Here is a 22,132-nt window from a genome sequence, read left to right on the forward strand (position 1 = left end):
ACATATGAAGCTTGTGGCCCAAAAAAGAAAAAATTGGAGCATCACCAAATGAAGGCATTAGGTTTGAAGAACGCTGGCAAGACCCTCCTCGCCTTGTCCCTGATGGGCGCAATGGCGGGCGCGGCCCAGGCTGACGATAAAGTGCTGCACGTCTACAACTGGTCCGACTACATTGCACCGGACACCATCGCCAACTTTGAAAAAGAGTCCGGCATCAAAGTGGTGTACGACGTTTTTGACAGCAACGAGACCCTGGAAGCCAAGTTGCTGGCAGGCAAGTCCGGTTACGACATCGTCGTACCGTCGAACAACTTCCTCGCCAAGCAGATCAAGGCCGGTGTCTACCAGGAGCTGGACAAGTCCAAGCTGTCCAACTACGACAACCTGAACAAATCCCTGCTCAAAGCCGTGTCGGTCAGCGACCCGGACAACAAGCACGCTTTCCCGTACATGTGGGGTTCGATCGGTATCGGTTACAACCCGGAGAAGGTCAAGGCCGCGCTGGGCGTGGACAAGATCGATTCGTGGGACGTGCTGCTCAAGCCAGAGAACATCGCCAAGCTGAAAAGCTGCGGCGTGAGCTTCCTCGATTCGCCAACCGAAATGCTGCCGGTAGCGCTGCATTACCTGGGCCTGCCGACCGACACCCAGAAGAAGGCCGACCTGAAGCAGGCTGAAGACCTGTTCCTGAAAATCCGTCCTTCGATCGGCTACTTCCACTCGTCCAAGTACATCTCCGACCTGGCCAACGGCAACATCTGCGTGGCCGTGGGGTACTCGGGTGACATCGAACAGGCCAAGTCCCGCGCGGCTGAAGCCGGTGGCAAGGTCAAGGTGGCCTACGACATTCCGAAAGAAGGCGCTGGCAGCTTCTTCGACATGGTCGCCATCCCTAAAGATGCCGAGAACGTCGACGCCGCCTACAAGTTCATGAACTACCTGCTCAAACCGGAAGTCATGGCGGCGATCACCAACAGCGTGCACTTCCCGAACGGTAACGAGAAGGCCACCGCACTGGTCGACAAAGAAATCACCAGCGACCCGGGCATCTACCCGCCAGCGGACGTACAGGCCAAGCTCTATGCCATTGCTGACCTGCCGGCTGCCACCCAGCGTGAAATGACACGCAGCTGGACCAAGATCAAGTCCGGGAAATAACCGGTCTTTGTTAACCACCGCGCCTGGCGCGGTGGTTATCGAAACAATTAAATGACAGAAAGTTTTGCCGGATCGGTTTATCGAGGGTAAGTTGCGCGCCGGTTTTGTTGCCGGGCAACAACTTTAAGGCCCAACTATTTAAGAGGACCTCCACTTGCCAATTTCTTTATTTCGCAAAGCCATGCTGGTGGGTGCAGGTATCACGCTGACGTTGAGCGTGCAGGCCGCACCGACGGTGCATATTTATAACTGGTCGGATTACATCGGCACCGACACCCTGGCCAACTTTGAAAAGGCCAGCGGCATCAAGCCCGTGTATGACGTGTTTGATTCCAACGAAACCCTGGAAGGCAAGCTGCTGGCCGGGCGTACCGGCTACGACGTGGTGGTGCCGTCCAACCACTTCCTGGGCAAGCAGATCAAGGCCGGGGCGTTCCAGAAGCTCGACAAGTCATTGCTGACGAATTACGCCAACCTCGACCCGGCGCTGCTCAAGCGCCTGGAAAAGAATGACCCTGGCAACCAGTACGCCGTGCCGTACCTGTGGGGCACCAATGGCATCGGCTACAACGTCGATAAAGTGAAGGAAGTGCTGGGCGTCGACCATATCGACTCCTGGGCGGTGCTGTTCGAGCCGGAGAACATGAAGAAGCTGGCGACCTGCGGCGTGTCGTTCATGGACTCGGCGGACGAAATGCTGCCAGCGGTGCTCAACTACATGGGCCTGAACCCCAACAGCACGAACCCGGATGACTACAAGAAGGCCGAAGAGAAGCTGCTGAAAGTGCGGCCGTACGTGACCTACTTCCATTCTTCCAAATACATCTCGGACCTGGCCAACGGCAACATCTGCGTGGCGGCGGGTTTCTCCGGCGATGTGTTCCAGGCCAAGGCCCGTGCGGCCGAGGCTGGCAAAGGCGTGAACATCGCCTACACGATTCCCAAAGAAGGCGGCAACCTGTGGTTCGACGTGCTGGCCATCCCCAAGGATGCCACCAACGTCAAAGAGGCCCATGCCTTCATCAACTATTTGCTGCAACCTGAGGTGATCGCCCAGGTCAGTGATTACGTCGGTTATGCCAACCCTAACCCAGGGGCGGACAAACTGATGGAGCAATCGATACGCACGGACGAAGCGGTTTACCCACCGCAGGCGGTACTCGACAGGACCTTTGTCAACTTCGAGCTACCCCCGAAAGTGCAACGTTTGATGACCCGTAGCTGGACCAAGGTCAAAACGGGCAAATAAAGCTTTAAAGCTCAAACTATCCTGGGTTCGCCTGCATCGGGCGAACAGCAATTTTGTTGGGAGTTTCGTAAATGGCAGTTGCCTCCGGCGCCTATAAGAAAGCCCTCGAAGGGGACCAGACACCGAAGAAGGTGCTGGTCAAAATCGACCGGGTCACGAAGAAGTTCGACGAGACGATTGCCGTGGACGATGTGTCCCTGGAAATCAAGAAAGGCGAGATCTTCGCCTTGCTCGGCGGTTCGGGTTCGGGCAAGTCCACCTTGCTGCGCATGCTCGCAGGTTTCGAGCGCCCGACCGAGGGCCGCATCTACCTCGACGGCGAAGACATCACTGACATGCCGCCCTACGAGCGGCCGATCAACATGATGTTCCAGTCCTACGCCTTGTTCCCGCACATGACCGTGGCGCAGAACATCGCCTTCGGCTTGCAACAGGACAAGATCCCCAAGGCTGAAGTCGACGCCCGCGTGGCCGAGATGCTCAAGCTGGTGCAGATGAGCCAGTACGCCAAGCGCAAGCCGCACCAGTTGTCCGGTGGCCAGCGTCAGCGTGTGGCCCTGGCCCGTTCCCTGGCCAAGCGTCCGAAACTGCTGCTGCTCGATGAGCCCATGGGCGCCCTCGACAAGAAACTGCGTTCGCAGATGCAGCTGGAACTGGTGGAAATCATCGAGCGCGTCGGCGTGACCTGCGTGATGGTGACCCACGACCAGGAAGAGGCCATGACCATGGCCGAGCGCATCGCGATCATGCACCTGGGCTGGATCGCCCAGATCGGCAGCCCGATCGACATCTACGAAACGCCTACCAGCCGCCTGGTGTGCGAGTTCATCGGCAACGTCAACATCTTTGACACTCAAGTGGTGGACGACGCCGAAGGCCACGCGGTGCTCAAGTGCGCTGACCTGGACCGTGACATCTACGTGGGCTACGGCATCGCCACGTCGGTGGAAGACAAGTCGGTGACCTACGCGATCCGCCCGGAAAAACTGCTGGTCACCACCGAAATGCCGACCTGCGAACACAACTGGTCCAGCGGCAAGGTGCACGACATCGCCTACCTGGGCGGCCACTCGGTGTTCTACGTGGAGCTGCCGAGCGGCAAGCTGGTGCAGTCCTTCGTCGCCAACGCCGAGCGCCGTGGCCAGCGGCCAACCTGGGGTGACCAGGTCTACGTGTGGTGGGAAGACGACAGCGGCGTGGTACTTCGCTCATGAACATGAAGAAGCTCAAGCGCCGCCTGCAACGAATAACGCCCAGTGGTCGTCATGCGGTCATTGGCATTCCCTTCCTGTGGCTGTTCCTGTTCTTCATGCTGCCGTTCTTCATCGTCCTGAAGATCAGTTTTGCCGAAGCCGACGTTGCGATCCCGCCGTACACCGAGATCTACACCTTCGTTGAGCAGAAACTGCAGTTGGTGCTCAACCTGGGCAACTACGCGATGCTCGGCGACGACGAGTTGTACATCGCCGCGTACCTGGGCTCGCTGAAAATGGCGTTCTTCAGCACGCTGCTGTGCCTGCTGATCGGCTATCCGATGGCCTACGCCATCGCCAGCGCGCGCAAAGAGATGCAGACCGTGCTGGTGCTGCTGATCATGATGCCGACCTGGACCGCGATCCTGATCCGCGTGTATGCGTGGATGGGCATTCTCAGCAACAACGGCTTGCTCAACGGCTTCCTGATGTCCATCGGGTTGATCAACGAACCGCTGCAGATCCTCAACACCAATATTGCGGTGTATATCGGCGTGGTCTATTCGTACCTGCCGTTCATGATCCTGCCGCTGTACGCCAACCTGGTGAAACACGACCAGAGCCTGCTGGAGGCCGCATCCGACCTGGGTTCGAGCACCTTCAACAGCTTCTGGAAGATCACCGTGCCGCTGTCCAAGAACGGCATCATCGCCGGCTGCATGCTGGTGTTCATCCCTGTGGTGGGCGAGTTCGTGATCCCGGAACTGCTGGGCGGCCCGGAAACCCTGATGATCGGTAAAGTATTGTGGCAAGAATTCTTCAACAACCGTGACTGGCCGGTGGCGTCTGCCCTGGCGGTGGTGATGCTGGCGATCCTGATCGTGCCGATCATCCTGTTCAACCGCAGCCAAGCCAAAGAGATGGAGGGCAAGATATGAAGCGCTTCAGATTCTCCAGCTTTATGCTGGTGGCGGGGTTGTTGTTCATCTACCTGCCGATGCTGATCCTGGTGATCTACTCGTTCAACGAATCCAAACTGGTGACGGTATGGGGCGGTTGGTCGATCAAGTGGTACGTGGGCCTGCTGGACAACACCCAGTTGATGGGCTCGGTGGCACGCTCCCTGGAAATCGCCTGCTACACGGCGGTGGCCGCGGTGGCGCTGGGTACGCTCGCGGCCTTCGTGCTGACGCGCATCAGCCAGTTCAAGGGTCGCACGCTGTTCGGCGGCCTGGTGACTGCGCCGTTGGTGATGCCGGAAGTGATCACCGGTCTGTCGCTGTTGCTGCTGTTTGTGGCCATGGCGCAGATGATCGGCTGGCCCCAGGAGCGTGGCATCGTCACCATCTGGATCGCCCACACGACATTCTGTGCGGCGTACGTGGCGGTGGTGGTGTCGGCGCGCTTGCGTGAGCTGGACCTGTCGATCGAAGAGGCGGCAATGGATTTGGGTGCGCGGCCGTGGAAGGTGTTCTTCCTGATCACCATCCCGATGATCGCGCCGTCGTTGGCGGCGGGCGGCATGATGTCGTTCGCGCTGTCGCTGGATGACCTGGTATTGGCCAGCTTCGTGTCGGGGCCGGGTTCCACCACCTTGCCGATGGAAGTGTTCTCGGCAGTGCGCCTTGGGGTTAAACCCGAGATCAACGCCGTGGCCAGCCTGATCCTGTTGGCGGTGTCGCTGGTGACCTTCCTGGTGTGGTTCTTCAGCCGTCGTGCCGAAGAAATGCGCAAGAAGGCGATCCAGCAAGCCATCGAAGAAGCGGCGGCGGATGGCTGGCAACAGCCGGACAAGCGCCGGGCGGCTGCACCGGTCTAACACCCGTCGCCGTCGAGCGGTGCGGGCTTTTGTGGCGAGGGGGCTTGCCCCTCGCCACAGTGTTCGATTCACCTTGGGGGGTTATGCCACCCAAGGGGATTTACGAATCACCTCCACAAAATTCATCGGCTTGAACCCCGGCTCCTGATCCACCAGCACATCCGTCTTCACGTTGCCAAACGTGGTCTGCGGACGATGGCGCAAGCCGTCGGCAAACGCGCAGATGATGCACTCCTTGAACCCTTCGCCGCGTGGATGCGCATGCACCACGGCTTCGCGCTGCACGGTAGAAAACGCGGCGTAGTCCATGCCCAGCACGTCCATTTCCACACCGGCCGTCACCAGCGCCACGGTCGGACGCAGATGCTGCGGCACGCCCGGTGTGGTGTGCAGGGCGATGGACAGCCACACCTGTTCAATATCGTCATCGCTCAGCCCGTAAGGCTTGAGAAAGGCCGCCGCCGCGTTGGCGCCGTCGACTTCGAAGCGCTCGTTGTCACTGCGATGGCCTTCCACCAGGCCCAGGTCATGGAACATCGCGCCGACGTAGAGCAGCTCCGGGTTGTAGGCGAGCTGCTTGCGTTCGCCGCTCAATGCGCCGAACAGGAAGACCCGGCGGGAGTGGTGGTAGAGCAGGTCGGATTCGACGTCGCGGATGTATTCGGTGGTGGCCTTGGCCAGGGCGCTGTCCGGGATCTGGATGCCGGCGATGGTGGTGCTCATGGTCGTTCTCCTCAACAAAGCGCCGGGGGCGGCGCCGATGAGTCCAGTCTGGTCGCGTGCCCGCGAAGGGGCTATGGCGGCGAGGATGCGATCCCGGCCAATGTGCCGCTACATCGTGCCAAGTGGCATGTTGGTGGGTGATTCGCTAGGGTGAGGCGGTCGTCTACCGTCGATTCATCACAAGGTTATTTCCGACCATGGGCAAAACCGTCGCCATCCTGATCTTCCCCGGCGTCCAATCACTGGACGTGACCGGCCCCATGGACGTGTTCTGCGAAGCCAATCGCTTTCTACCGTCGCAAGACCATTACCAACTGGAAGTGATCGGCTTCGGCCACGGCAGCATGGCCGCCTCCAACGGCCTCGCGTTGCAGGCCCACCGGCATTACAGCGAAGCGCTTGAGCCCTACGACCTGCTGCTGGTCGCCGGCGGCCCGCAGTTGCCCTTCGAAGACTTCGGCGTCGAGTTCGACGACTGGCTGCGCGGCGCCACTGACCGTGCGCAACGTTTCGGCTCGATCTGTAATGGCGCCTTCATGCTGGCGCGCGCGGGGCTGTTGGACGGCAAAACCGTGACCACTCACTGGAATGACGCAGCGGACCTGGCGCGCTTGTGCCCCACGGCCCAGGTCGACGCCGACCGCCTCTATGTGCAGGACGGCAATCTCTACACCTCGGCGGGGGTCACGGCGGGCATCGATCTATCGCTGTATTTGCTGGCCCAGGATCACGGCCCGGAAGTCGCGTTGAGTGTGGCCAAGCGCCTGGTGGTGTTTACCCAGCGCTCGGGCGGGCAGTCGCAGTTCAGCCCGTTCCTTACACCCCATGCCGAAACCACCTCGGCGGTGGCGCTGGTGCAGTTGTACGTGTTGGCGAACCTGACGGGGGATTTGACCATTGCTGACCTGGCCAAGGCGGCGAATATGAGCGCGCGTAATTTCTCTCGGGTGTTTGCCCGCGAGGCGCGGATCACACCAGCGGAGTTTGTCGAGCGGGCGCGCGTAGACGCGGCGCGGGTCATGCTTGAAAGCAGCCCCGCACCGCTCAAGACGGTCGCCTATCAATGCGGCTTTCGCGACGCCCAGCACATGCGCAGTGTGTTCAACCGCAGGCTGGGCGTTACGCCACAACAGTTCCGGCTTAACTTTGCGGCGCCGGTTTGAGGGTGTCGTAGGCTTCCAGCGCACGCAGCGAGTAGATGTACGCCGCGCCCGCATTCAGCGAGATGGCGGTGGCCAGGGTTGCCGCGACTTCTTCACGGGTGGCGCCGGCCTTGATCGCCGCGTCGGCATGCACGCCGATGCAGCCATCGCAGCGGGTGGTGATGGCCACGGCGATGGAGATCAGCTCACGGGTCTTGGCGTCGAGCACGTTGTTTTCTTCGGCGGCTTCGCCCAGCGCCATGTAGGCTTTGACCATCTTCGGGTTGCTCTTGCCCAGCGCGCCAAAGGCTTTCTTCACGGTAGGCAGCAAGTCGGACCAGTTATTGAACATTGCGGTAACTCCTGAACAGGTGTGGTGGGTGTGAAGCCAGTCTCTTCCGTTCGGAGGTAGCGTTATTGTTCAATCCGCTCATCTTTTTGACCGATGCTCGCAAATGAATTCGATCGACACACTCATCGCGCTGGCCAACCTGCGCGGCAGTCTGGATCTACGCTGTCAATTCCAGGGGGACTGGGCCCTGGACCACGCGCCGGAGAGCCTCGGCGTGGCGCCTTACCACATCGTGCTCAGCGGCAACTGCCGCGCCGAGTTGTCAGGCGGGCAGCAAGTGACGCTGGAGGAGGGCGATATTCTGCTGATGCCCGGCGGCGCTACCCATTTATTACGCAGCCAGGGCGCGCGCATCCGGCCGATGCAGCCCACGGTGATCGAGGGTGGTCTGCTCCCGGTGCATCGCCTGGGCGGCGACCGGCCGGACCTCGACATGCTTTGCGGCAGCTTCCACTACAACCGCCAGTCGTTGCTGCTCGGCGCGTTGCCGGAGTACCTGGTGGTGTCCAGCCGCGAGTGGCAGGGCGACGGCCAACTGGCAGCGTTGATTGCTCTGCTGCGCAGTGAAGCGGACAGCCAGCAACTGGGCGCGCGTTCCTTCATCGATGCGTTGTCGTCGGCGCTGTTCACCCTGATCCTGCGCACCTGGCTGGCGAGCCAGGCGCCCGTGGCCGGTACTTTCGCGCTGCTTGCCGACAAGCGCCTGAGCAAGGCCTGGCAGGCGATGCTGGCCGATCCGGGGCATGAGTGGACCATCGACAGCCTGGCGGCGGCTGCGACGATGTCACGCGCCACCTTCATGCGCGCGTTCGTGAAAGTTGCGGGCGTATCGCCGTGGGTGCTGCTGACCCAGTTGCGCATGGAGCTGGCCTTCAACCTGTTGCGCCAGTCGCACCTGAGCCTGCTGGATATCGCCGCCCAGGTGGGTTACCAGTCCCAGGCGGCATTCAGCAAGAAATTCAAGGAAACCTATGGCGAGGCGCCGGGGCGCCTGCGTTCATCGGGCGGGTAGCAGCTTGAGGGTGCCACGGGTGTTGGCGGTGACTTCCTCGTCGGTGAAGTGCGCCTGTTCGTAGCCGCCTTCGATGTAGGTTTCCGCCTGGTCGCCGTAGTGCCGGTCAAACGGCACCCCGCTTTGGCCGACCGGGTTGATGGTCAACGCGTGGGCCGCGTCGGCGAAATCGATCAGACGGCGGGTCGAAGGCCCATAGGTGACGGGCCACGGTGCCGGGCCGATGTTGGCTGACTGGTTGTTCGGCACTTCGTGGGTACCCGGCGCCGGGAACGGGCCGACATTGACGATCAGGTCCAAGGGTTTCTGCGAGCCCAGCGGGTGGCCGTGGGTCAGGGTATGGGCCTTGCCCCATTGCCATTGGCTTGGGTCATCGCCGAAGGTGGCCTTGAGGTGCGCGAGGCTGTTGTCCCAGGCGAGCTTGACGGTGTCGGCGCGCTTGCCGTCCCACCACGGCGAATCCGGCGCGGCGGCCAGGCGTGGCAGGGCGGCGTCGATCACGCGGGTGCCGAGCAGGGTCTTGAACATGCCGTCGCCGAGTTTCGGGTGGAAGGCGGCGTCGGCCAGGTTGAACAGGAACTGGTTGAACAGCGTGGCGCTGGTGGAGTCCAGCGGATAGTCACCCTTCCAGCTTGCAAGCTGCTCCACCAGTTTCAACTGCGCCGGGTCCTTGACCACCTCACGCAGCACCGGCAACAGCGGCGCCAGCAGGCGCGGGCCAAAGGCGGTGCTGGTGCCGAGCTGCAAGGCCTGGCTGTTGTTCACATCCCACTTCACGCTTTTGTCGCTCAACTGCGCGTTCAACTGTTGGCCGCGATCGGCCAGGTTGTAGTAACCGGGAATCTCCATGCCAGTCGGTGAGACCGGCTGGGCATTGGCTGACACCACGTAGCCGCGCGCCGGGTTTTCTTCCTGGGGGTTGGCGCTGAAGGGATAGAAGCCCAGCTTGTCGGCCTGGGCGGTGCTGCCGTCAAGGATAAACCCGGCGTTGACCCCGGCCGGCCGGATCGGCAACTGCGCGGCCGCCCACCAGCCGATATCGCCCTTGGCATTCGCCCATACAATGTTTAGTCCCGGCGCCGACACCTTGGCCGCCGCCGCACGGGCCTTCACCAGCGTGTCGGCGCGGTTGAGCTGGTAGAAGCCCTCAAGGATCGGGTTCTGGGTATCGAGGAATGCCCACCACATGGCAATCGGCGTCTTGCCGGCGTTTTCGCCCAGCACGTCATTGATGATCGGGCCGTGGGGCGATTGGCGCAGGGTCAACGTCACCGGCGCCTGGCCCTTCACCGCGATCTGTTGCTCGGTGCTGCTCATGTCGACCCACTGGTCGTGGTACCAGACCTGGTTGGGGTTGTCCGGGTTGACCTTCTCGGCGATGAGGTCGAGGTCATCGTTCTGGAACATGGTCAGGCTCCAGCCGAAATCCAGGTTGTGCCCCAGGAACGCCACCGGCACCAGTGCATTGTGATAGCCATACAGCTCGAAACCCGGCGCCGACAACTGCGCCTCGTACCATACCGACGGCACCGAGAAACGGATGTGCGGGTCACCGGCGAGCAAAGGCTTGCCGCTCTTGGTGCGGTTGCCGCTGATGGCCCAGGCGTTGCTGCCTTCGAACTGCGGCAGGCCGTTGTCGGCCAGGGCCTGTTCGCTCAGGGAGGCGAGGGCGCCGAGGGTCTGCCAATCGCTGGCGGCGAGGTTGAGGGCGCCTTTGGGTTGCCAGTCCAGGTCAAAGACTTTCAGGTAGTCGCTGCCCAGTTGGTCGCGGATGTACGTCAGCACAGGCTCGGTACGAAACGCGGCGGCAAAGCTGTAGGCCATGTACCCGGCGACGCTGATGGTGTCCTCGGCGGTAAACGGCCGCCTGGGGATGCCCAGCACGTCGAACTCCATCGGGCTGGCGTGGCTGTCCTGATACTGGTTGATTCCGTCCAGGTAGGCTTGCAGCGCCTTCCAGTGCGCCGACTCGTGGTCGAGTTGCGCCACATAGGTGGCCGCACGGTCGCGAATGCGCAGGCTGCGGAACAGCTTATCGGTCTCCAGCACCTTGGGCCCCAGCACCTCGGCCAGTTCGCCACGGGCCAGGCGCCGCATGATCTCCATCTGGAACAGCCGGTCCTGGGCGTGCACGTAGCCCAGGGCGCGGTACAGGTCGGTTTCGTTCTCGGCTTGGATGTGTGGCACGCCACGGTCGTCGTAACGCACGGTGACCGAGCCTTGCAGGTTGGCCAGTGTGACCGTGCCCTGGCGGGTGGGCTGCTTGCTGTAAACGTACCAACCGGCGCCGAGGGCGACCAGTACGACAAGAACCGCGAGAACCCGCAAGACGCGCTTCATGAACATTCCTTACCAAGAGTGGGGTGGCGAGCTACGAGCCTTTTGGCCACGAACAATAGCAGCCCACCGCCAGGGTGTGCGTGGCATTTACCTCGCGTCCTGTTTCAAGGGCCTTCAAGATCGGCTCAATAAAACTGTTGCTGGAATTGCACGTGAGGCCTTCGCTGTAGGGCCCGAAGTACGCGAGCTTGCCGCTGCGATCCCAGATACCCACGGCCGGGCTGGCCGGCACCTGCTCGGCGCCGGGCAGGGCGGTGAGGGTTTTCATGCTGCGCAGGTTGTCGGGCAGTTGGCCGTGGCTGCCGGGCTGTTGCAGCGCGTAGAACTCGACGCCTTGGGGCGCGTACTGCTCGATCAACTCGCCCAGGTGCTGCTGGTTGCCGACGTTGCACGGGCAGGCCGGGTCCCAGAAGTGCACCAGGCGGATCGGGCCGGGCCCGGCGAGGTCGGCAGGCAGCTTCAACGGGTCGCCGGAAAACACCGCCGTGTGCTCGCTGAAGGCGCGCAGGTAGCGGCCCTGGAACCAGTCATACGCCGCCCACAGCACGCCAGCGCAGATCACCAGGATCAGGCTCGCGAACAAGGCGGTGCGGTAGGGCTGTCGCATTCAGATGTATCCTCGAAGGTCGCGTAGCTTGCCATGCTTGTCCTGACAGATGAATATCGCAGCTCGATATTCATCTTTGCCGCAAGTCTGGAAGCCTTTATGCCCGTTACCTTTGACCCTGATCATCTGCGCGAAAGCTTGCGGCCCCTGGTGGACGCGCAACCGCTTTCAGCCGAGGCGCGGGTCTACCAGCGTTTTTACGGGCTGGATCAGGCCGTGAGCCGCCTGGGGCGTTTCGAGGTGGAGGGGTTTGAGGTGGTGGCCCAGGTGTGGTGGCCGCAATCGCCGGTGGCGACGATGTTCATGTTCCATGGTTTCTACGACCACATGGGGCTGTACCGTCATGTGGTGAAGTGGGCGCTGGAGCAGGGTTTCGTGGTGATCGCCTGCGATCTGCCGGGGCATGGCCTGTCCAGCGGCGCGCGTGCCAGCATCGATGATTTTGCGGTGTATCAGCAGGTGGTAAAGGCGCTGTTTGCCCAGGCGCAAGCACTGCAACTGCCGCAACCCTGGCACCTGTTCGGGCAAAGTACTGGCGGCGCGGTGGTGGTGGATCACCTGCTCAACCATGGCGCCGACAGCCCGGCCCAGGGCAAGACTTTTCTGCTGTCACCCTTGGTGCGGCCGCGTGCCTGGGGGTGGTCGCAGGTCAGCTATTACCTGCTGCGTCCGTTCGTCAAAGGCATTGCGCGGCGATTCAGCGAAAACACCCACGACCCGGCATTCAAGCCGTTCCTGGAAGCCGACCCGCTGCAACCGCGCCAACTGCCGACCGCCTGGGTCGGCGCCTTGGCGCGCTGGATCAAACGCATCGAAGCCGCACCGCGCAGCACCCGGCGGCCGGTGATCGTTCAAGGCGAGGAAGACATGACGGTGGACTGGCAGCACAACCTGCAGGTGTTACGCGGCAAGCTCGACCAGCCCGAGGTGTTGATGCTGCCGCGTGGCAGGCATCACCTGGCCAATGAGATTCCGGAGATTCGCGAGGTGTATTTCAAGTACCTCACCGACCGTGTGTGATGGCGATCAGGGCGCCAGGCTTGAGGTGCTCTGGCCGACTGCCAGTCCGGCGCGAATGGCAGCGAGAGCCGCCTGGTAATACGCCTTACCCTCCGGTGACTCGGCAAACGTCGCGAATTCTTCCAGCTCCGGGTCGGACAAATCCCGATAGACGTACAGCAGCGTGTTGTTCAGATCCTTGTCGATCTGCTGCATCAACCGCTCACGCTGGCCGTTCAACATGCCTTGTGCTTGCCCTCCGCCCAGCAGGCCGGGAATCATCTGGCTCAAGCTATCGGCTGCGACTCCGGCAATCGCCAGGCTGACTTCCGCGCCGGCTTCTCGGGCTGGCAGGGCCTGGGCCAGGTGGCCGATGATCAGGCTGCGAGTCGCGTCGGCTTGGATTTTCGGCAGGCCCTGGGCGTTTTTCGCCAGTTGATCACGGCGCGTGGCGAGCAACTCGGCGGCGACAATCTTGCGGCCCAGGGGCGATTGGAAAAACGCCAGGGCAGGTTTGGGATCCGCCAGATTCTTGCGCAATTGCGCTTCGGCACGCTGGTCCACAGCCTGGGCGGCGAAGCGTTTATTGCTGTTGTCCACCAGCGCCTGGTACACCGCCGGTGGCAAGCTGTTGCGGTAACGCTGCTGGGCGGCACTGAGGGCATCATTGAAATGCGCACGTTGTTCGGCCCAGCCGGCGACCTTGTACAACTGGTCATGGCCGTCTGCCCAGGCGGGCAAAACGCAGAACATCAGCAAGGAAAAAAACAAACGACGCATATGGACTCCTGTCAGTCGGCCACTATTGTCCGTGTCGGGCGTAGGATTTGTCGAGAAGTCCTATCAGTCACCTGACTAAAGTGCAGTCAGACGCTCGGCGGCTCTGTCGGATTCACAGGCGTATGGATACTATGCGCGCCATGCAAATACCCCTCGATCACCCCTTGCTGCAACGTATTGTCGACGACCTGGCCGAAAAGGGCTGGTCCCGGCAGGACGGCTTCCTGCCCCAGGCTCTGACCCTGGAACTGGCGGCTGAGTGCCGTAAACGTGCGGCCGAGGGTGAACTGGCCCCGGCGGCGGTGGGGCGCGGCCCGGCCCAGGAAATTCGCGAAGGCATTCGCGGTGACCATATCCAGTGGCTGGAGGACGGTGACGCGGCGGTCTGCGACACCTACATGGCGCTGATGGACAGCCTGCGTTTGGCGATGAACCGGGGTCTGTTCCTCGGCCTGGAAGATTTCGAAAGCCATTTCGCGATGTACCCACCGGGGGCGTTCTACCTCAAGCACCTGGACCGTTTCCGCGACGATGACCGGCGCATGGTCTCGGCGGTGATCTACTTGAACGACGCCTGGCTGCCCGAACACGGCGGCCAATTGCGCATGTACCTCAAGGACGACGTCGAATACGATGTGGTGCCCACCGGCGGTTGCCTGGTGGTGTTCCTGTCGGGCGAAGTGCCCCACGAAGTCATGCCCGCCACGCGCGAACGCCTGTCCCTCACCGGCTGGTTTCGTCGGCGGGGCAACGAGCCGTTCTGAACATGGAAAAAATACTGATCAGCCGCTGCCTGCTGGGGCACAAGGTGCGCTATGACGGTGGCGCCAGCGGGCCGTTTGACCAACTGGCGGTGTGGAAGGCCGAGGGGCGTGTGGTTGCCATCTGCCCGGAGGTGTCGGGTGGTTTGCCGACGCCACGTCCACCCGCCGAGATTCCCGGCGGGCAAGGCGTGGATGTCTGGGAGGGGCGTGCCCAGGTGTTGACGGCTGAGGGCGAAGATTTCAGTGAGGCCTTCCTCGACGGTGCGCGCCAGGCCTTGGAGCTGGTGCAGCGCCACCACATCCGCATCGCCGTGCTCAAGGCCAATAGCCCGTCGTGCGGCAACCTGCTGACCTACGACGGCACCTTCACCGGTGTAAAGGTCAGCGGCGAAGGCGTGACAGCTGCGCTGCTCAAACGCCACGGCGTGCTGGTGTTCAGTGAACTGGAATTGGTGCAGGCAGCCCAGGCATTGAACACTGGCGATTATTGAGTTTGGGCGGCCGGACGATTGGAGTAATCGACAAGCCACTTCTGCAACAATTTCCTGAATCGATCGTCGGATTTGAATCGTTGCAGTGCGTTGTTCAGGCTTGACTTGAATGCCGGGTTGCCCTTCTGGAACGGCATCGCGTAGAGGGTCGACGGGCCTGTCATGCGCCCCCGGGATTCGCCGTAAGGCTCACTGAAATCGAACCGATCCTGCAATTCGGGAGTCACAGCAATATAGTTCATCGCCACGTCGTACTTGCCGCTCTCCACTCCCGGCAGCAGGTCAGCCGCATCGGTGATGATGAACGACGGGCGCACGTCCATCTCCTTGGCCAGTTGCTCGCCGAGTTCCACTTCCAAGCCGGTGAGTTTGTCACCTTCCTTGAAGCTGAATGGCGGGTTTTCGGCCACGACTGCAATGCGCAGTTCGCCCCGGTCAAATACATCATCGAGCAGTTCGGCATGCGCCAATGGGCTCAGAAGGGACAGCAAAAGTAACAGGCCAGGCGAAAAGCGCATGGTCACTCCTAGAGATTTTTAATGTGCGAGGCGCCGTTCAGCATCGCTTTGCTATGGTGTTGAGTGCCTTGGACAGCAATTTGTCGCGAAGTTGTCATAACCCTACAGATTTCACAGAAAAACTGGAGAAGCGAATGAAAGCCCTTTTGTCCCGTGCAACCCTTGCCAGCCTGTTGCTGGGTGCCTCGATGTTGGCGAATGCTGCTGATGTCCCTCGTACGCCTGCTCCCAAAGGCGCCGAGGTGTTTATCGTCTCGCCCAAAGACGGCGCAACCGTCGACAAAACCTTCACCGTCAAATTCGGCGTCAAGGGCCTGGACCTGGAACCGATCGACAAGCAAGTACCGGGCGCCGGTCATCATCACCTGCTGGTCGACCAGGACGTGACGTCGCTCAAGGCCGACGAAGCCATTCCAGCCACGGCCACGTCGATTCACTTCGGCAAGGCGCAAACCGAGACCGAGCTGACCCTCGCACCTGGCAAGCACACCTTGCAGCTGGTGGCTGGCGATAACGTGCACCGCCAGTTCGAGCCCACTGTAGCCTCGAAAGTGATCACGGTTAACGTTAAGTAAGATTTGTTCAGATGCAAAAAAGGGAGCCCCGAGGGGCTCCCTTTTTCATGCTGCGGCGAAATCTTAGAACAACACGCGGCTACGAATCGTGCCGTTGATGTGCTGCAGCTTCTCTTGCGCCAGGTCCGAGTACTCGGCGTCGACGTCGATCACCACGTAGCCAACCTTCTCGTTGGTCTGCAGGAACTGACCGGAGATGTTGATGCCGTTTTCCGCGAAGACCTTGTTGATCTCCATCATCACGCCAGGGATGTTCTGGTGGATGTGCAGCAAACGGTGCTTGCCAGGGTGAGCCGGCAGGGCCACTTCCGGGAAGTTCACCGACGACACCGACGTACCGTTGTCGCTGTACTTGACCAGCTTCTCCGACACTTCCAGGCCGATGTTGGCTTGGGCTTCGGCAGTGGAACCGCCGATGTGCGGGGTCAGGATCACGTTGTCCAGGCCACGCAGCGGGCTTTCGAAGATGTCGTCGTTGGAGCGCGGCTCCACCGGGAACACGTCGATAGCGGCGCCGATCAGGTGCTTGTCCTTGATCGCGTCGGCCAGGGCGTCCAGCTCGACCACGGTGCCACGGGCAGCGTTGATCAGGATGCCGCCTTTCTTGATGGCACGGATTTCCTTCTCGCCGATCATCCACTGGGTCTCAGCGGTTTCCGGAACGTGCAGGGTCACGATGTCGGACATGCCCAACAGCTCGGTCAGGCTGGCCACTTGCGTGGCGTTGCCCAGTGGCAGCTTGGTCAGGGTGTCGTAGAAGAACACCTGCATGCCGAGGCCTTCAGCCAGGACCGACAGTTGCGTACCGATCGAACCGTAGCCAACGATACCCAGCTTCTTGCCGCGGATTTCGAAGGAGTTGGCTGCGCTCTTGATCCAGCCGCCACGGTGGCAGGACGCGTTCTTCTCAGGAATGCCGCGCAACAACAGGATGGCCTCGGCCAGCACCAGCTCCGCAACGGAACGGGTGTTGGAGTACGGTGCGTTGAACACCGCGATGCCGCGCTCGCGCGCTGCGTTGAGGTCGACCTGGTTGGTGCCGATGCAGAAACAGCCGACCGCCACGAGTTTCTTGGCGTGATCGAAGATCTCTTCGGTCAGCTGAGTGCGGGAGCGAATGCCGATGAAGTGCGCGTCGGCGATCTTTTCCTTGAGTTGGGCTTCCGGCAGAGAACTGGTGATGTACTCAATGCTGGTGTACCCGGCGGCTTTCAGAACGTCGACAGCCGATGGGTGGACGCCTTCCAGAAGAAGGAACTTGATCTTGCTCTTATCGAGAGAAGTCTTGCTCATCTGCGTAAACCTGTATCCCGGAGAAAAATGGCAGGGAATCGAGCAGCACAAGCTGACCCGGACGGCAGGAAAGCCGTCACCGCAGAAACGCCCTTGGGCTCTGTCCTGCGGGGGCGGTATGCTAGCATACGCGCCCCGCAAACACTCATTCCTGCGACGTGAAGCGTTCTCAGGATGACCATGAATTGTTCGAGAGTTCTGTCGATGACCCATCCTGCCCTGATTGATGAGCTAAAGACCCTGGTTGAGCCCGGCAAAGTGCTGACCGATGCAGACTCCCTGGAGGCTTACGGCAAGGATTGGACCAAGCACTTCGCACCCGCGCCGACCGCCATTGTCTTCCCCAAGACCACTGAGCAGGTCCAGGCCATTGTGCGTTGGGCCAATACCCACAAGGTGGCGCTGGTGCCATCGGGCGGGCGTACCGGCTTGTCCGCCGCTGCCGTGGCGGCGAATGGCGAAGTGGTCGTGTCGTTCGACTATATGAACCAGATCCTCGACGTGAACCTCACCGACCGCACCGCTGTGTGCCAGCCGGGCGTGGTCACCAAGCAATTGCAGAACGTCGCTGAAGAAAAGGGCCTGTACTACCCGGTGGACTTCGCATCGTCCGGTTCCAGCCAGATTGGCGGCAATATCGGCACCAATGCCGGCGGGATCAAGGTGATTCGCTACGGCATGACTCGCAACTGGGTGGCCGGCATGAAGGTCGTCACCGGCAAGGGTGACGTACTGGAACTGAACCGCGACCTGATCAAGAACGCCACCGGCTACGACATGCGCCAGCTGTTCATCGGCGCTGAAGGCACCCTCGGCTTTGTGGTCGAAGCCACCATGCGTCTGGACCGTGCGCCGAAAAACCTCACCGCCATGGTACTCGGTACGACCGACTTCGATTCGATCATGCCGGTCTTGCACGCGTTCCAGAGCAAGCTGGACCTGACTGCCTTCGAATTTTTCTCCGACAAGGCCTTGGCCAAGGTCATGGGCCGTGGCGACGTGCCGGCGCCGTTCGAAACCGAGTGCCCGTTCTACGCGCTGCTGGAATTCGAAGCCACCACCGAAGAGGTCGCCAACCACGCCCTGGAAACCTTCGAGCATTGCGTGGAGCAGGGCTGGGTGCTGGACGGCGTGATGAGCCAGAGCGAAACCCAACTGCACAACCTGTGGAAACTGCGCGAGTACATCTCCGAGACCATTTCCCACTGGACCCCGTACAAAAACGATATCTCGGTGACTGTCTCCAAAGTGCCGGCGTTCTTGAAGGAAATCGACGCGATCGTCGGCGAACACTACCCCGACTTCGAAATCGTCTGGTTCGGTCACATCGGCGACGGCAACCTGCACCTGAACATCCTCAAGCCGGAAAACCTGAGCAAGGACGAGTTCTTCGCCAAGTGCGCCACCGTGAACAAGTGGGTGTTTGAAACCGTCGAGAAGTACAACGGTTCGATCTCCGCCGAACACGGCGTGGGCATGACCAAGCGTGACTATCTGACTTACAGCCGCTCGCCGGTTGAAATCGAATACATGAAGGCCGTCAAAGCCGTGTTCGACCCCAACGGGATCATGAACCCTGGCAAGATCTTCGCTGTTTAATCGCCCTGAAGGAGTCGTTCCATGAGCTACCAGCACAAGTATGTCGACGGCACCAACATCCACTTTCCGGTCGGTAAAGTGGTGTGTATCGGGCGTAACTACGCCGAACACGCCAAGGAACTGGACAACCCGGTGCCGACCGAGCCGCTGCTGTTCATCAAGCCGGGCAGTTGCGTAGTGCCGCTGGAAGGCGGTTTCAGCATCCCGACCGAGCGCGGTTCCGTGCACTTCGAGGCGGAAATCGCGGTATTGATCGGCAAACCCTTGTCGACCAAGCCCAGCCGTGAAGAAGTGCTCGACGCCATTTCCGGCTTCGCCCCGGCCCTGGACCTGACCCTGCGCGACAAACAGGCCGAGCTGAAAGCCAAGGGCCTGCCGTGGGAAATCGCCAAGTCCTTCGACGGTGCGGCGGTGATCGCGCCGTTCGTGGTGGGCAGCACCTTCCCGGACGTGACCGACATCGGCATCCGCCTGAGCATTAATGGCGAAGTGCGCCAGGATGGCAACAGCGCGCAGATGCTCAACCCGATCATCCCGATGATCCAGCACATGGCCGGCTGCTTCTCACTGCAAGCGGGCGATGTGATCCTCACCGGCACCCCGGCTGGCGTGGGCCCGCTGAATGTGGGCGATGAGCTGGTGTTGGAGCTGTCGGGTGTGAACCGCTTCGAAAGCAGCGTTCGCTAAAGCCCTGCCCCTGCAAAGGCCGGTGACCCGGCTTTTGCATTTTTTTCACACGCCATCCGGATAATCCCCAGCCTCTTGCGCGCGGGCCTGTCATTCCTGTGCTATCACCTAACGCTGACTTTCCGGAAAAAGCGCCCAATGGCCGTGTCCTTGCCCTCCGCTACACCCAAGCCGCGTTCTCGCTTTGCCTTGCGCTGGTATTCCTGGCTGTTGCTGGTGGGAGTGATCTCCTATGGCGTTGCCTGGGCCATGCACTGGGATGATCGCGGTGTGCTGTGGGTGCTGGAGCGCTTTGAAACACCGGCCGAACGCCAGGAAAGCGTCTGGCTGCCGGACTACCAGGCTGTGATCGACGGTAAGCCTTTACCGGGTATGGAGAAGGACGAAGCGTCCGACGTCTCCTACAACCCTCAGACTAAAACCCTGTTTTCCGTGATGGGCAAGAACCCCTTCCTCGCTGAGTTGAGCCTGCAAGGCGACGTGCTGCGCAAGATGCCGCTCAACGGCTGGGATAACCCGGAAGGTGTGACGGTGATGGAAAACGGCTTGATCGCCGTGGTCGATGAGCGCCAGCACACACTGACCATCGTCAAGGTCGATGCCACCACCGTGGCGTTGAACAAGGCCGATTTCCCGAGTTATGACCTGGGCCCGTCCAAGGACCAGAACAAAGCCTTTGAAGCCATCACCTGGGACAAGCGCAACCAGCAACTGGTGCTGGGCGAGGAGCGCCCGCCGGCGTTGTTCACCTGGAAAAGCGACGGCGGCCCAACCCTGTCTGGTGATAAGCAGAAACTGGCCAGCAAGGAATTGGACATGCGTAATCTCTCGGCCCTGGCCGTCGACCCGCGTACCGGGCATTTACTGGTGCTGTCGGCCGACTCCCACCTGCTGCTAGAGCTGGACGAGAAGGGCGAGCAAGTCAGCTTCATGACCCTGCTCGGCGGTTTCAATGGCCTCAAACACACCATTCCTCGGGCGGAAGGCGTGACCATGGACGAGAACGGCACGCTGTACATCGTCAGTGAACCCAACCTGTTCTATCGTTTCGAAAAACAGAAATAGCGGACAATTTACGTCGGATATTTCTCTATCAGCGGCATTCGCCAGACACCGGGGCGCGTTTAAGTTTAAATTCAGACAGGCGTGATATTCATTCGCCACTTTTGAATTTGAGCCCCCCTGATGCGACGACTAGCCCGCCCCAAACCTATGCTCTTTATGCTTGCGCTGATCGTCCTGATCGGCGCCGGGGTCGTTGCGCAGCACTTTCGGCTGTTCGAGCGCGCCTGGTTCAACTGGCAAGTGTGGCGTCAGCCGGCGGACGAACGCTCCATCGGTCTGGCGGATTATCAGGTCGCCGTGGAAGCCCGGGTCATCGAGGGGCTCAATGACGATGTGTCGGCCCTCACCTACGACCCCATCCGTAAAAGCCTGTTTACCGTCACCAATCAAAACGCCGAACTGATCGAGCTGTCTCTGGAGGGCAAGATCCTGCGGCGCATTCCTTTGGTCGGGTTTGGCGACGCCGAGGCTGTGGAGTACATCAGCGAGAACATCTACGTCATCAGCGATGAGCGTCAGCAGCGCTTGATCAAGGTGCATGTGGACGACGACACCCAATTCCTCGACGCCGCGGATGCGGAGCAGATGACCTTGGGCCTGCATGTTGGCGGCAACAAGGGCTTTGAGGGCCTGGCCTATGACTCGGTGGGCAAGCGCCTGTTCGTGGCCAAGGAGCGCGACCCGATGCTGATCTACGAGATCCATGGCTTTCCCCACTTCAAACCGGAAAAAACCTACTCGGTACACGTGGTCAACAACCCCAAGCGTGATGCCGGGTTGTTTGTGCGTGACCTGTCGAGCCTGCAATACGATGAGCGCAGCGGCCATCTGCTGGCGCTGTCGGATGAGTCGTTCCTGGTGCTGGAACTGGATATCGACGGTCGCCCGCTGAGCAGTCTGTCACTGCTGAACGGGCGCCATGGCCTGAAAAAGCGGGTGCCTCAGGCGGAAGGGATCGCGATGGACGATGACGGTAACCTCTACCTCACCAGCGAGCCGAACCTGTTTTACGTGTTCAAGAAGCCTTGAGGGTTTTCACGCCTTCGGCGGTGCCCAGCAACAGCACATCCGCTGGGCGCGCGGCGAACAGGCCGTTGGTGACCACGCCGACGATCGCGTTGATCTGAGTTTCCAGCTCCACCGGATTAGTGATCTGCATGTTGAACACGTCGAGGATGATGTTGCCGTTGTCGGTCAACACACCTTCGCGGTACACCGGGTCGCCGCCCAGTTTCACCAGCTCGCGGGCCACGTGGCTGCGGGCCATCGGGATCACTTCCACCGGCAGCGGGAACGCGCCGAGTACCGGCACCAGCTTGCTGGCGTCGGCGATGCAGATAAAGGTCTTGGCCACGGCCGCGACGATTTTCTCGCGGGTCAGGGCTGCGCCGCCGCCTTTGATCAGGTTCAGGTGTTCGTCGCTTTCATCGGCGCCGTCGACGTAGAACTCCAGGTCGCTCACGGTGTTGAGCTCGTACACCGGGATGCCATGGCCTTTCAGGCGCGCGGCGGTGGCTTCGGAGCTGGCCACGGCGCCGTCGAACGCGCCTTTGTGCTGGGCCAGTGCGTCGATGAAGCAGTTGGCAGTGGAGCCGGTGCCGACACCGACGATGCTCTTGTCGTCGAGTTTAGGAAGGATTAAATCGACAGCGGCCTGGGCCACTGCCTGTTTGAGTTGATCCTGGGTCATGCGGGCTCCGGAACGGGCGGGGAGTTAACGAGGGGCGCGAGTATAACCCAACAAAACCTCTGGATTCGTGTGGTCG

Annotated in this window: 23 protein-coding genes; 15 read left to right on the plus strand and 8 right to left on the minus strand. The window is 61.1% G+C overall.

Annotation, left to right across the window (positions count from 1 at the left end):
- Positions 1-63: 63 nt before the first annotated feature.
- From H096_RS07860 to H096_RS07880, 5 genes are all read left to right on the plus strand, one after another.
- Positions 64-1,158, plus strand: a complete 1,095-nt coding sequence (locus tag H096_RS07860) for a polyamine ABC transporter substrate-binding protein (protein ID WP_033897598.1) — start codon at positions 64-66, stop codon at positions 1,156-1,158.
- Positions 1,159-1,312: 154 nt separating this feature from the next.
- On the plus strand, positions 1,313-2,407 hold the full coding sequence (locus H096_RS07865) for a polyamine ABC transporter substrate-binding protein (RefSeq protein WP_010207338.1): 1,095 nt from the start codon (positions 1,313-1,315) through the stop codon (positions 2,405-2,407).
- Between the two features lie 71 nt (positions 2,408-2,478).
- Positions 2,479-3,621, plus strand: a complete 1,143-nt coding sequence (gene potA / locus H096_RS07870) for a polyamine ABC transporter ATP-binding protein (RefSeq protein ID WP_033897564.1) — start codon at positions 2,479-2,481, stop codon at positions 3,619-3,621.
- A complete protein-coding gene (locus H096_RS07875; protein WP_016979002.1) occupies positions 3,618-4,538 on the plus strand; it encodes an ABC transporter permease subunit in 921 nt (306 codons plus the stop codon). The genes potA and H096_RS07875 overlap by 4 nt, the downstream gene beginning before the upstream one ends.
- Entirely contained in the window at positions 4,535-5,419 is an 885-nt protein-coding gene (locus H096_RS07880) for an ABC transporter permease subunit (protein ID WP_033897565.1), read from the plus strand. The genes H096_RS07875 and H096_RS07880 overlap by 4 nt, the downstream gene beginning before the upstream one ends.
- Before the next feature lie 81 nt (positions 5,420-5,500).
- On the opposite strand, the gene H096_RS07885 is transcribed toward H096_RS07880, so the two are convergent.
- Positions 5,501-6,142 (minus strand): HD domain-containing protein, encoded by a 642-nt coding sequence (locus H096_RS07885; protein ID WP_033897566.1) that lies wholly within the window; start codon positions 6,140-6,142, stop codon positions 5,501-5,503.
- Between the two features lie 197 nt (positions 6,143-6,339).
- On the opposite strand from H096_RS07885, the gene H096_RS07890 reads away from it, so the two are divergent.
- Complete coding sequence (locus H096_RS07890) at positions 6,340-7,305, plus strand: GlxA family transcriptional regulator (protein ID WP_033897567.1); 966 nt, start codon at positions 6,340-6,342, stop codon at positions 7,303-7,305.
- Here H096_RS07890 and H096_RS07895 read toward each other — a convergent pair.
- Positions 7,283-7,636: a carboxymuconolactone decarboxylase family protein gene (locus H096_RS07895; RefSeq protein WP_016973032.1), complete on the minus strand. Its 354-nt coding sequence runs from the start codon at positions 7,634-7,636 to the stop codon at positions 7,283-7,285. The genes H096_RS07890 and H096_RS07895 overlap by 23 nt on opposite strands.
- A gap of 103 nt (positions 7,637-7,739) precedes the next feature.
- Here H096_RS07895 and H096_RS07900 point away from each other — a divergent pair, with 103 nt between their 5' ends.
- A complete protein-coding gene (locus H096_RS07900; protein WP_033897568.1) occupies positions 7,740-8,648 on the plus strand; it encodes an AraC family transcriptional regulator in 909 nt (302 codons plus the stop codon).
- Here H096_RS07900 and H096_RS07905 read toward each other — a convergent pair.
- Together H096_RS07905 and H096_RS07910 are read right to left on the minus strand one after the other, a co-directional pair.
- Entirely contained in the window at positions 8,634-10,988 is a 2,355-nt protein-coding gene (locus H096_RS07905) for a penicillin acylase family protein (protein ID WP_033897569.1), read from the minus strand. The genes H096_RS07900 and H096_RS07905 overlap by 15 nt on opposite strands.
- A gap of 31 nt (positions 10,989-11,019) precedes the next feature.
- Positions 11,020-11,595 (minus strand): DUF6436 domain-containing protein, encoded by a 576-nt coding sequence (locus tag H096_RS07910; protein WP_033897570.1) that lies wholly within the window; start codon positions 11,593-11,595, stop codon positions 11,020-11,022.
- 99 nt (positions 11,596-11,694) lie between these two features.
- Between H096_RS07910 and H096_RS07915 the strand changes: the two genes are divergently transcribed.
- Complete coding sequence (locus H096_RS07915; RefSeq protein WP_033897571.1) at positions 11,695-12,615, plus strand: alpha/beta hydrolase; 921 nt, start codon at positions 11,695-11,697, stop codon at positions 12,613-12,615.
- Between the two features lie 6 nt (positions 12,616-12,621).
- Here the strand turns inward: H096_RS07915 and H096_RS07920 are convergent, their stop codons facing one another.
- Positions 12,622-13,374: a DUF2059 domain-containing protein gene (locus tag H096_RS07920; RefSeq protein ID WP_033897572.1), complete on the minus strand. Its 753-nt coding sequence runs from the start codon at positions 13,372-13,374 to the stop codon at positions 12,622-12,624.
- A 131-nt stretch (positions 13,375-13,505) separates the two neighbouring features.
- On the opposite strand from H096_RS07920, the gene H096_RS07925 reads away from it, so the two are divergent.
- Positions 13,506-14,138, plus strand: a complete 633-nt coding sequence (locus tag H096_RS07925) for a 2OG-Fe(II) oxygenase (protein ID WP_033897573.1) — start codon at positions 13,506-13,508, stop codon at positions 14,136-14,138.
- A gap of 2 nt (positions 14,139-14,140) precedes the next feature.
- A complete protein-coding gene (locus H096_RS07930) occupies positions 14,141-14,629 on the plus strand; it encodes a DUF523 domain-containing protein (protein ID WP_033897574.1) in 489 nt (162 codons plus the stop codon).
- Here H096_RS07930 and H096_RS07935 read toward each other — a convergent pair.
- Positions 14,623-15,147 (minus strand): transporter substrate-binding domain-containing protein, encoded by a 525-nt coding sequence (locus H096_RS07935; protein ID WP_033897575.1) that lies wholly within the window; start codon positions 15,145-15,147, stop codon positions 14,623-14,625. The genes H096_RS07930 and H096_RS07935 overlap by 7 nt on opposite strands.
- A gap of 134 nt (positions 15,148-15,281) precedes the next feature.
- Here H096_RS07935 and H096_RS07940 point away from each other — a divergent pair, with 134 nt between their 5' ends.
- Entirely contained in the window at positions 15,282-15,722 is a 441-nt protein-coding gene (locus H096_RS07940; RefSeq protein ID WP_033897576.1) for a DUF4399 domain-containing protein, read from the plus strand.
- A gap of 63 nt (positions 15,723-15,785) precedes the next feature.
- Here H096_RS07940 and serA read toward each other — a convergent pair whose 3' ends face one another.
- Complete coding sequence (serA, locus tag H096_RS07945; RefSeq protein ID WP_003195214.1) at positions 15,786-17,015, minus strand: phosphoglycerate dehydrogenase; 1,230 nt, start codon at positions 17,013-17,015, stop codon at positions 15,786-15,788.
- A 204-nt stretch (positions 17,016-17,219) separates the two neighbouring features.
- On the opposite strand from serA, the gene H096_RS07950 reads away from it, so the two are divergent.
- The 4 genes from H096_RS07950 to H096_RS07965 all read left to right on the plus strand — a co-directional run bounded on the left by H096_RS07950 (position 17,220) and on the right by H096_RS07965 (position 21,395).
- The gene (locus tag H096_RS07950) at positions 17,220-18,614 is read left to right on the plus strand and encodes an FAD-binding oxidoreductase (RefSeq protein WP_016979015.1); all 1,395 of its coding nucleotides are present in this window, start codon (positions 17,220-17,222) and stop codon (positions 18,612-18,614) included.
- 21 nt (positions 18,615-18,635) lie between these two features.
- A complete protein-coding gene (locus H096_RS07955; RefSeq protein WP_033897577.1) occupies positions 18,636-19,301 on the plus strand; it encodes a fumarylacetoacetate hydrolase family protein in 666 nt (221 codons plus the stop codon).
- 138 nt (positions 19,302-19,439) lie between these two features.
- Positions 19,440-20,366 carry an SdiA-regulated domain-containing protein gene (locus tag H096_RS07960; protein ID WP_033897578.1) on the plus strand — a complete coding sequence of 309 codons (927 nt, stop codon included), beginning with the start codon at positions 19,440-19,442 and terminating at the stop codon, positions 20,364-20,366.
- A 120-nt stretch (positions 20,367-20,486) separates the two neighbouring features.
- Positions 20,487-21,395 (plus strand): SdiA-regulated domain-containing protein, encoded by a 909-nt coding sequence (locus H096_RS07965; protein WP_033897579.1) that lies wholly within the window; start codon positions 20,487-20,489, stop codon positions 21,393-21,395.
- Here the strand turns inward: H096_RS07965 and rpiA are convergent.
- Positions 21,382-22,056, minus strand: a complete 675-nt coding sequence (rpiA, locus tag H096_RS07970) for a ribose-5-phosphate isomerase RpiA (protein WP_033897580.1) — start codon at positions 22,054-22,056, stop codon at positions 21,382-21,384. The genes H096_RS07965 and rpiA overlap by 14 nt on opposite strands.
- Positions 22,057-22,132: the final 76 nt, after the last annotated feature.

It is taken from the genome of Pseudomonas sp. FH1 (assembly GCF_000510895.2).
Classification (GTDB): Bacteria; Pseudomonadota; Gammaproteobacteria; order Pseudomonadales; family Pseudomonadaceae; genus Aquipseudomonas; species Aquipseudomonas azotoformans_A.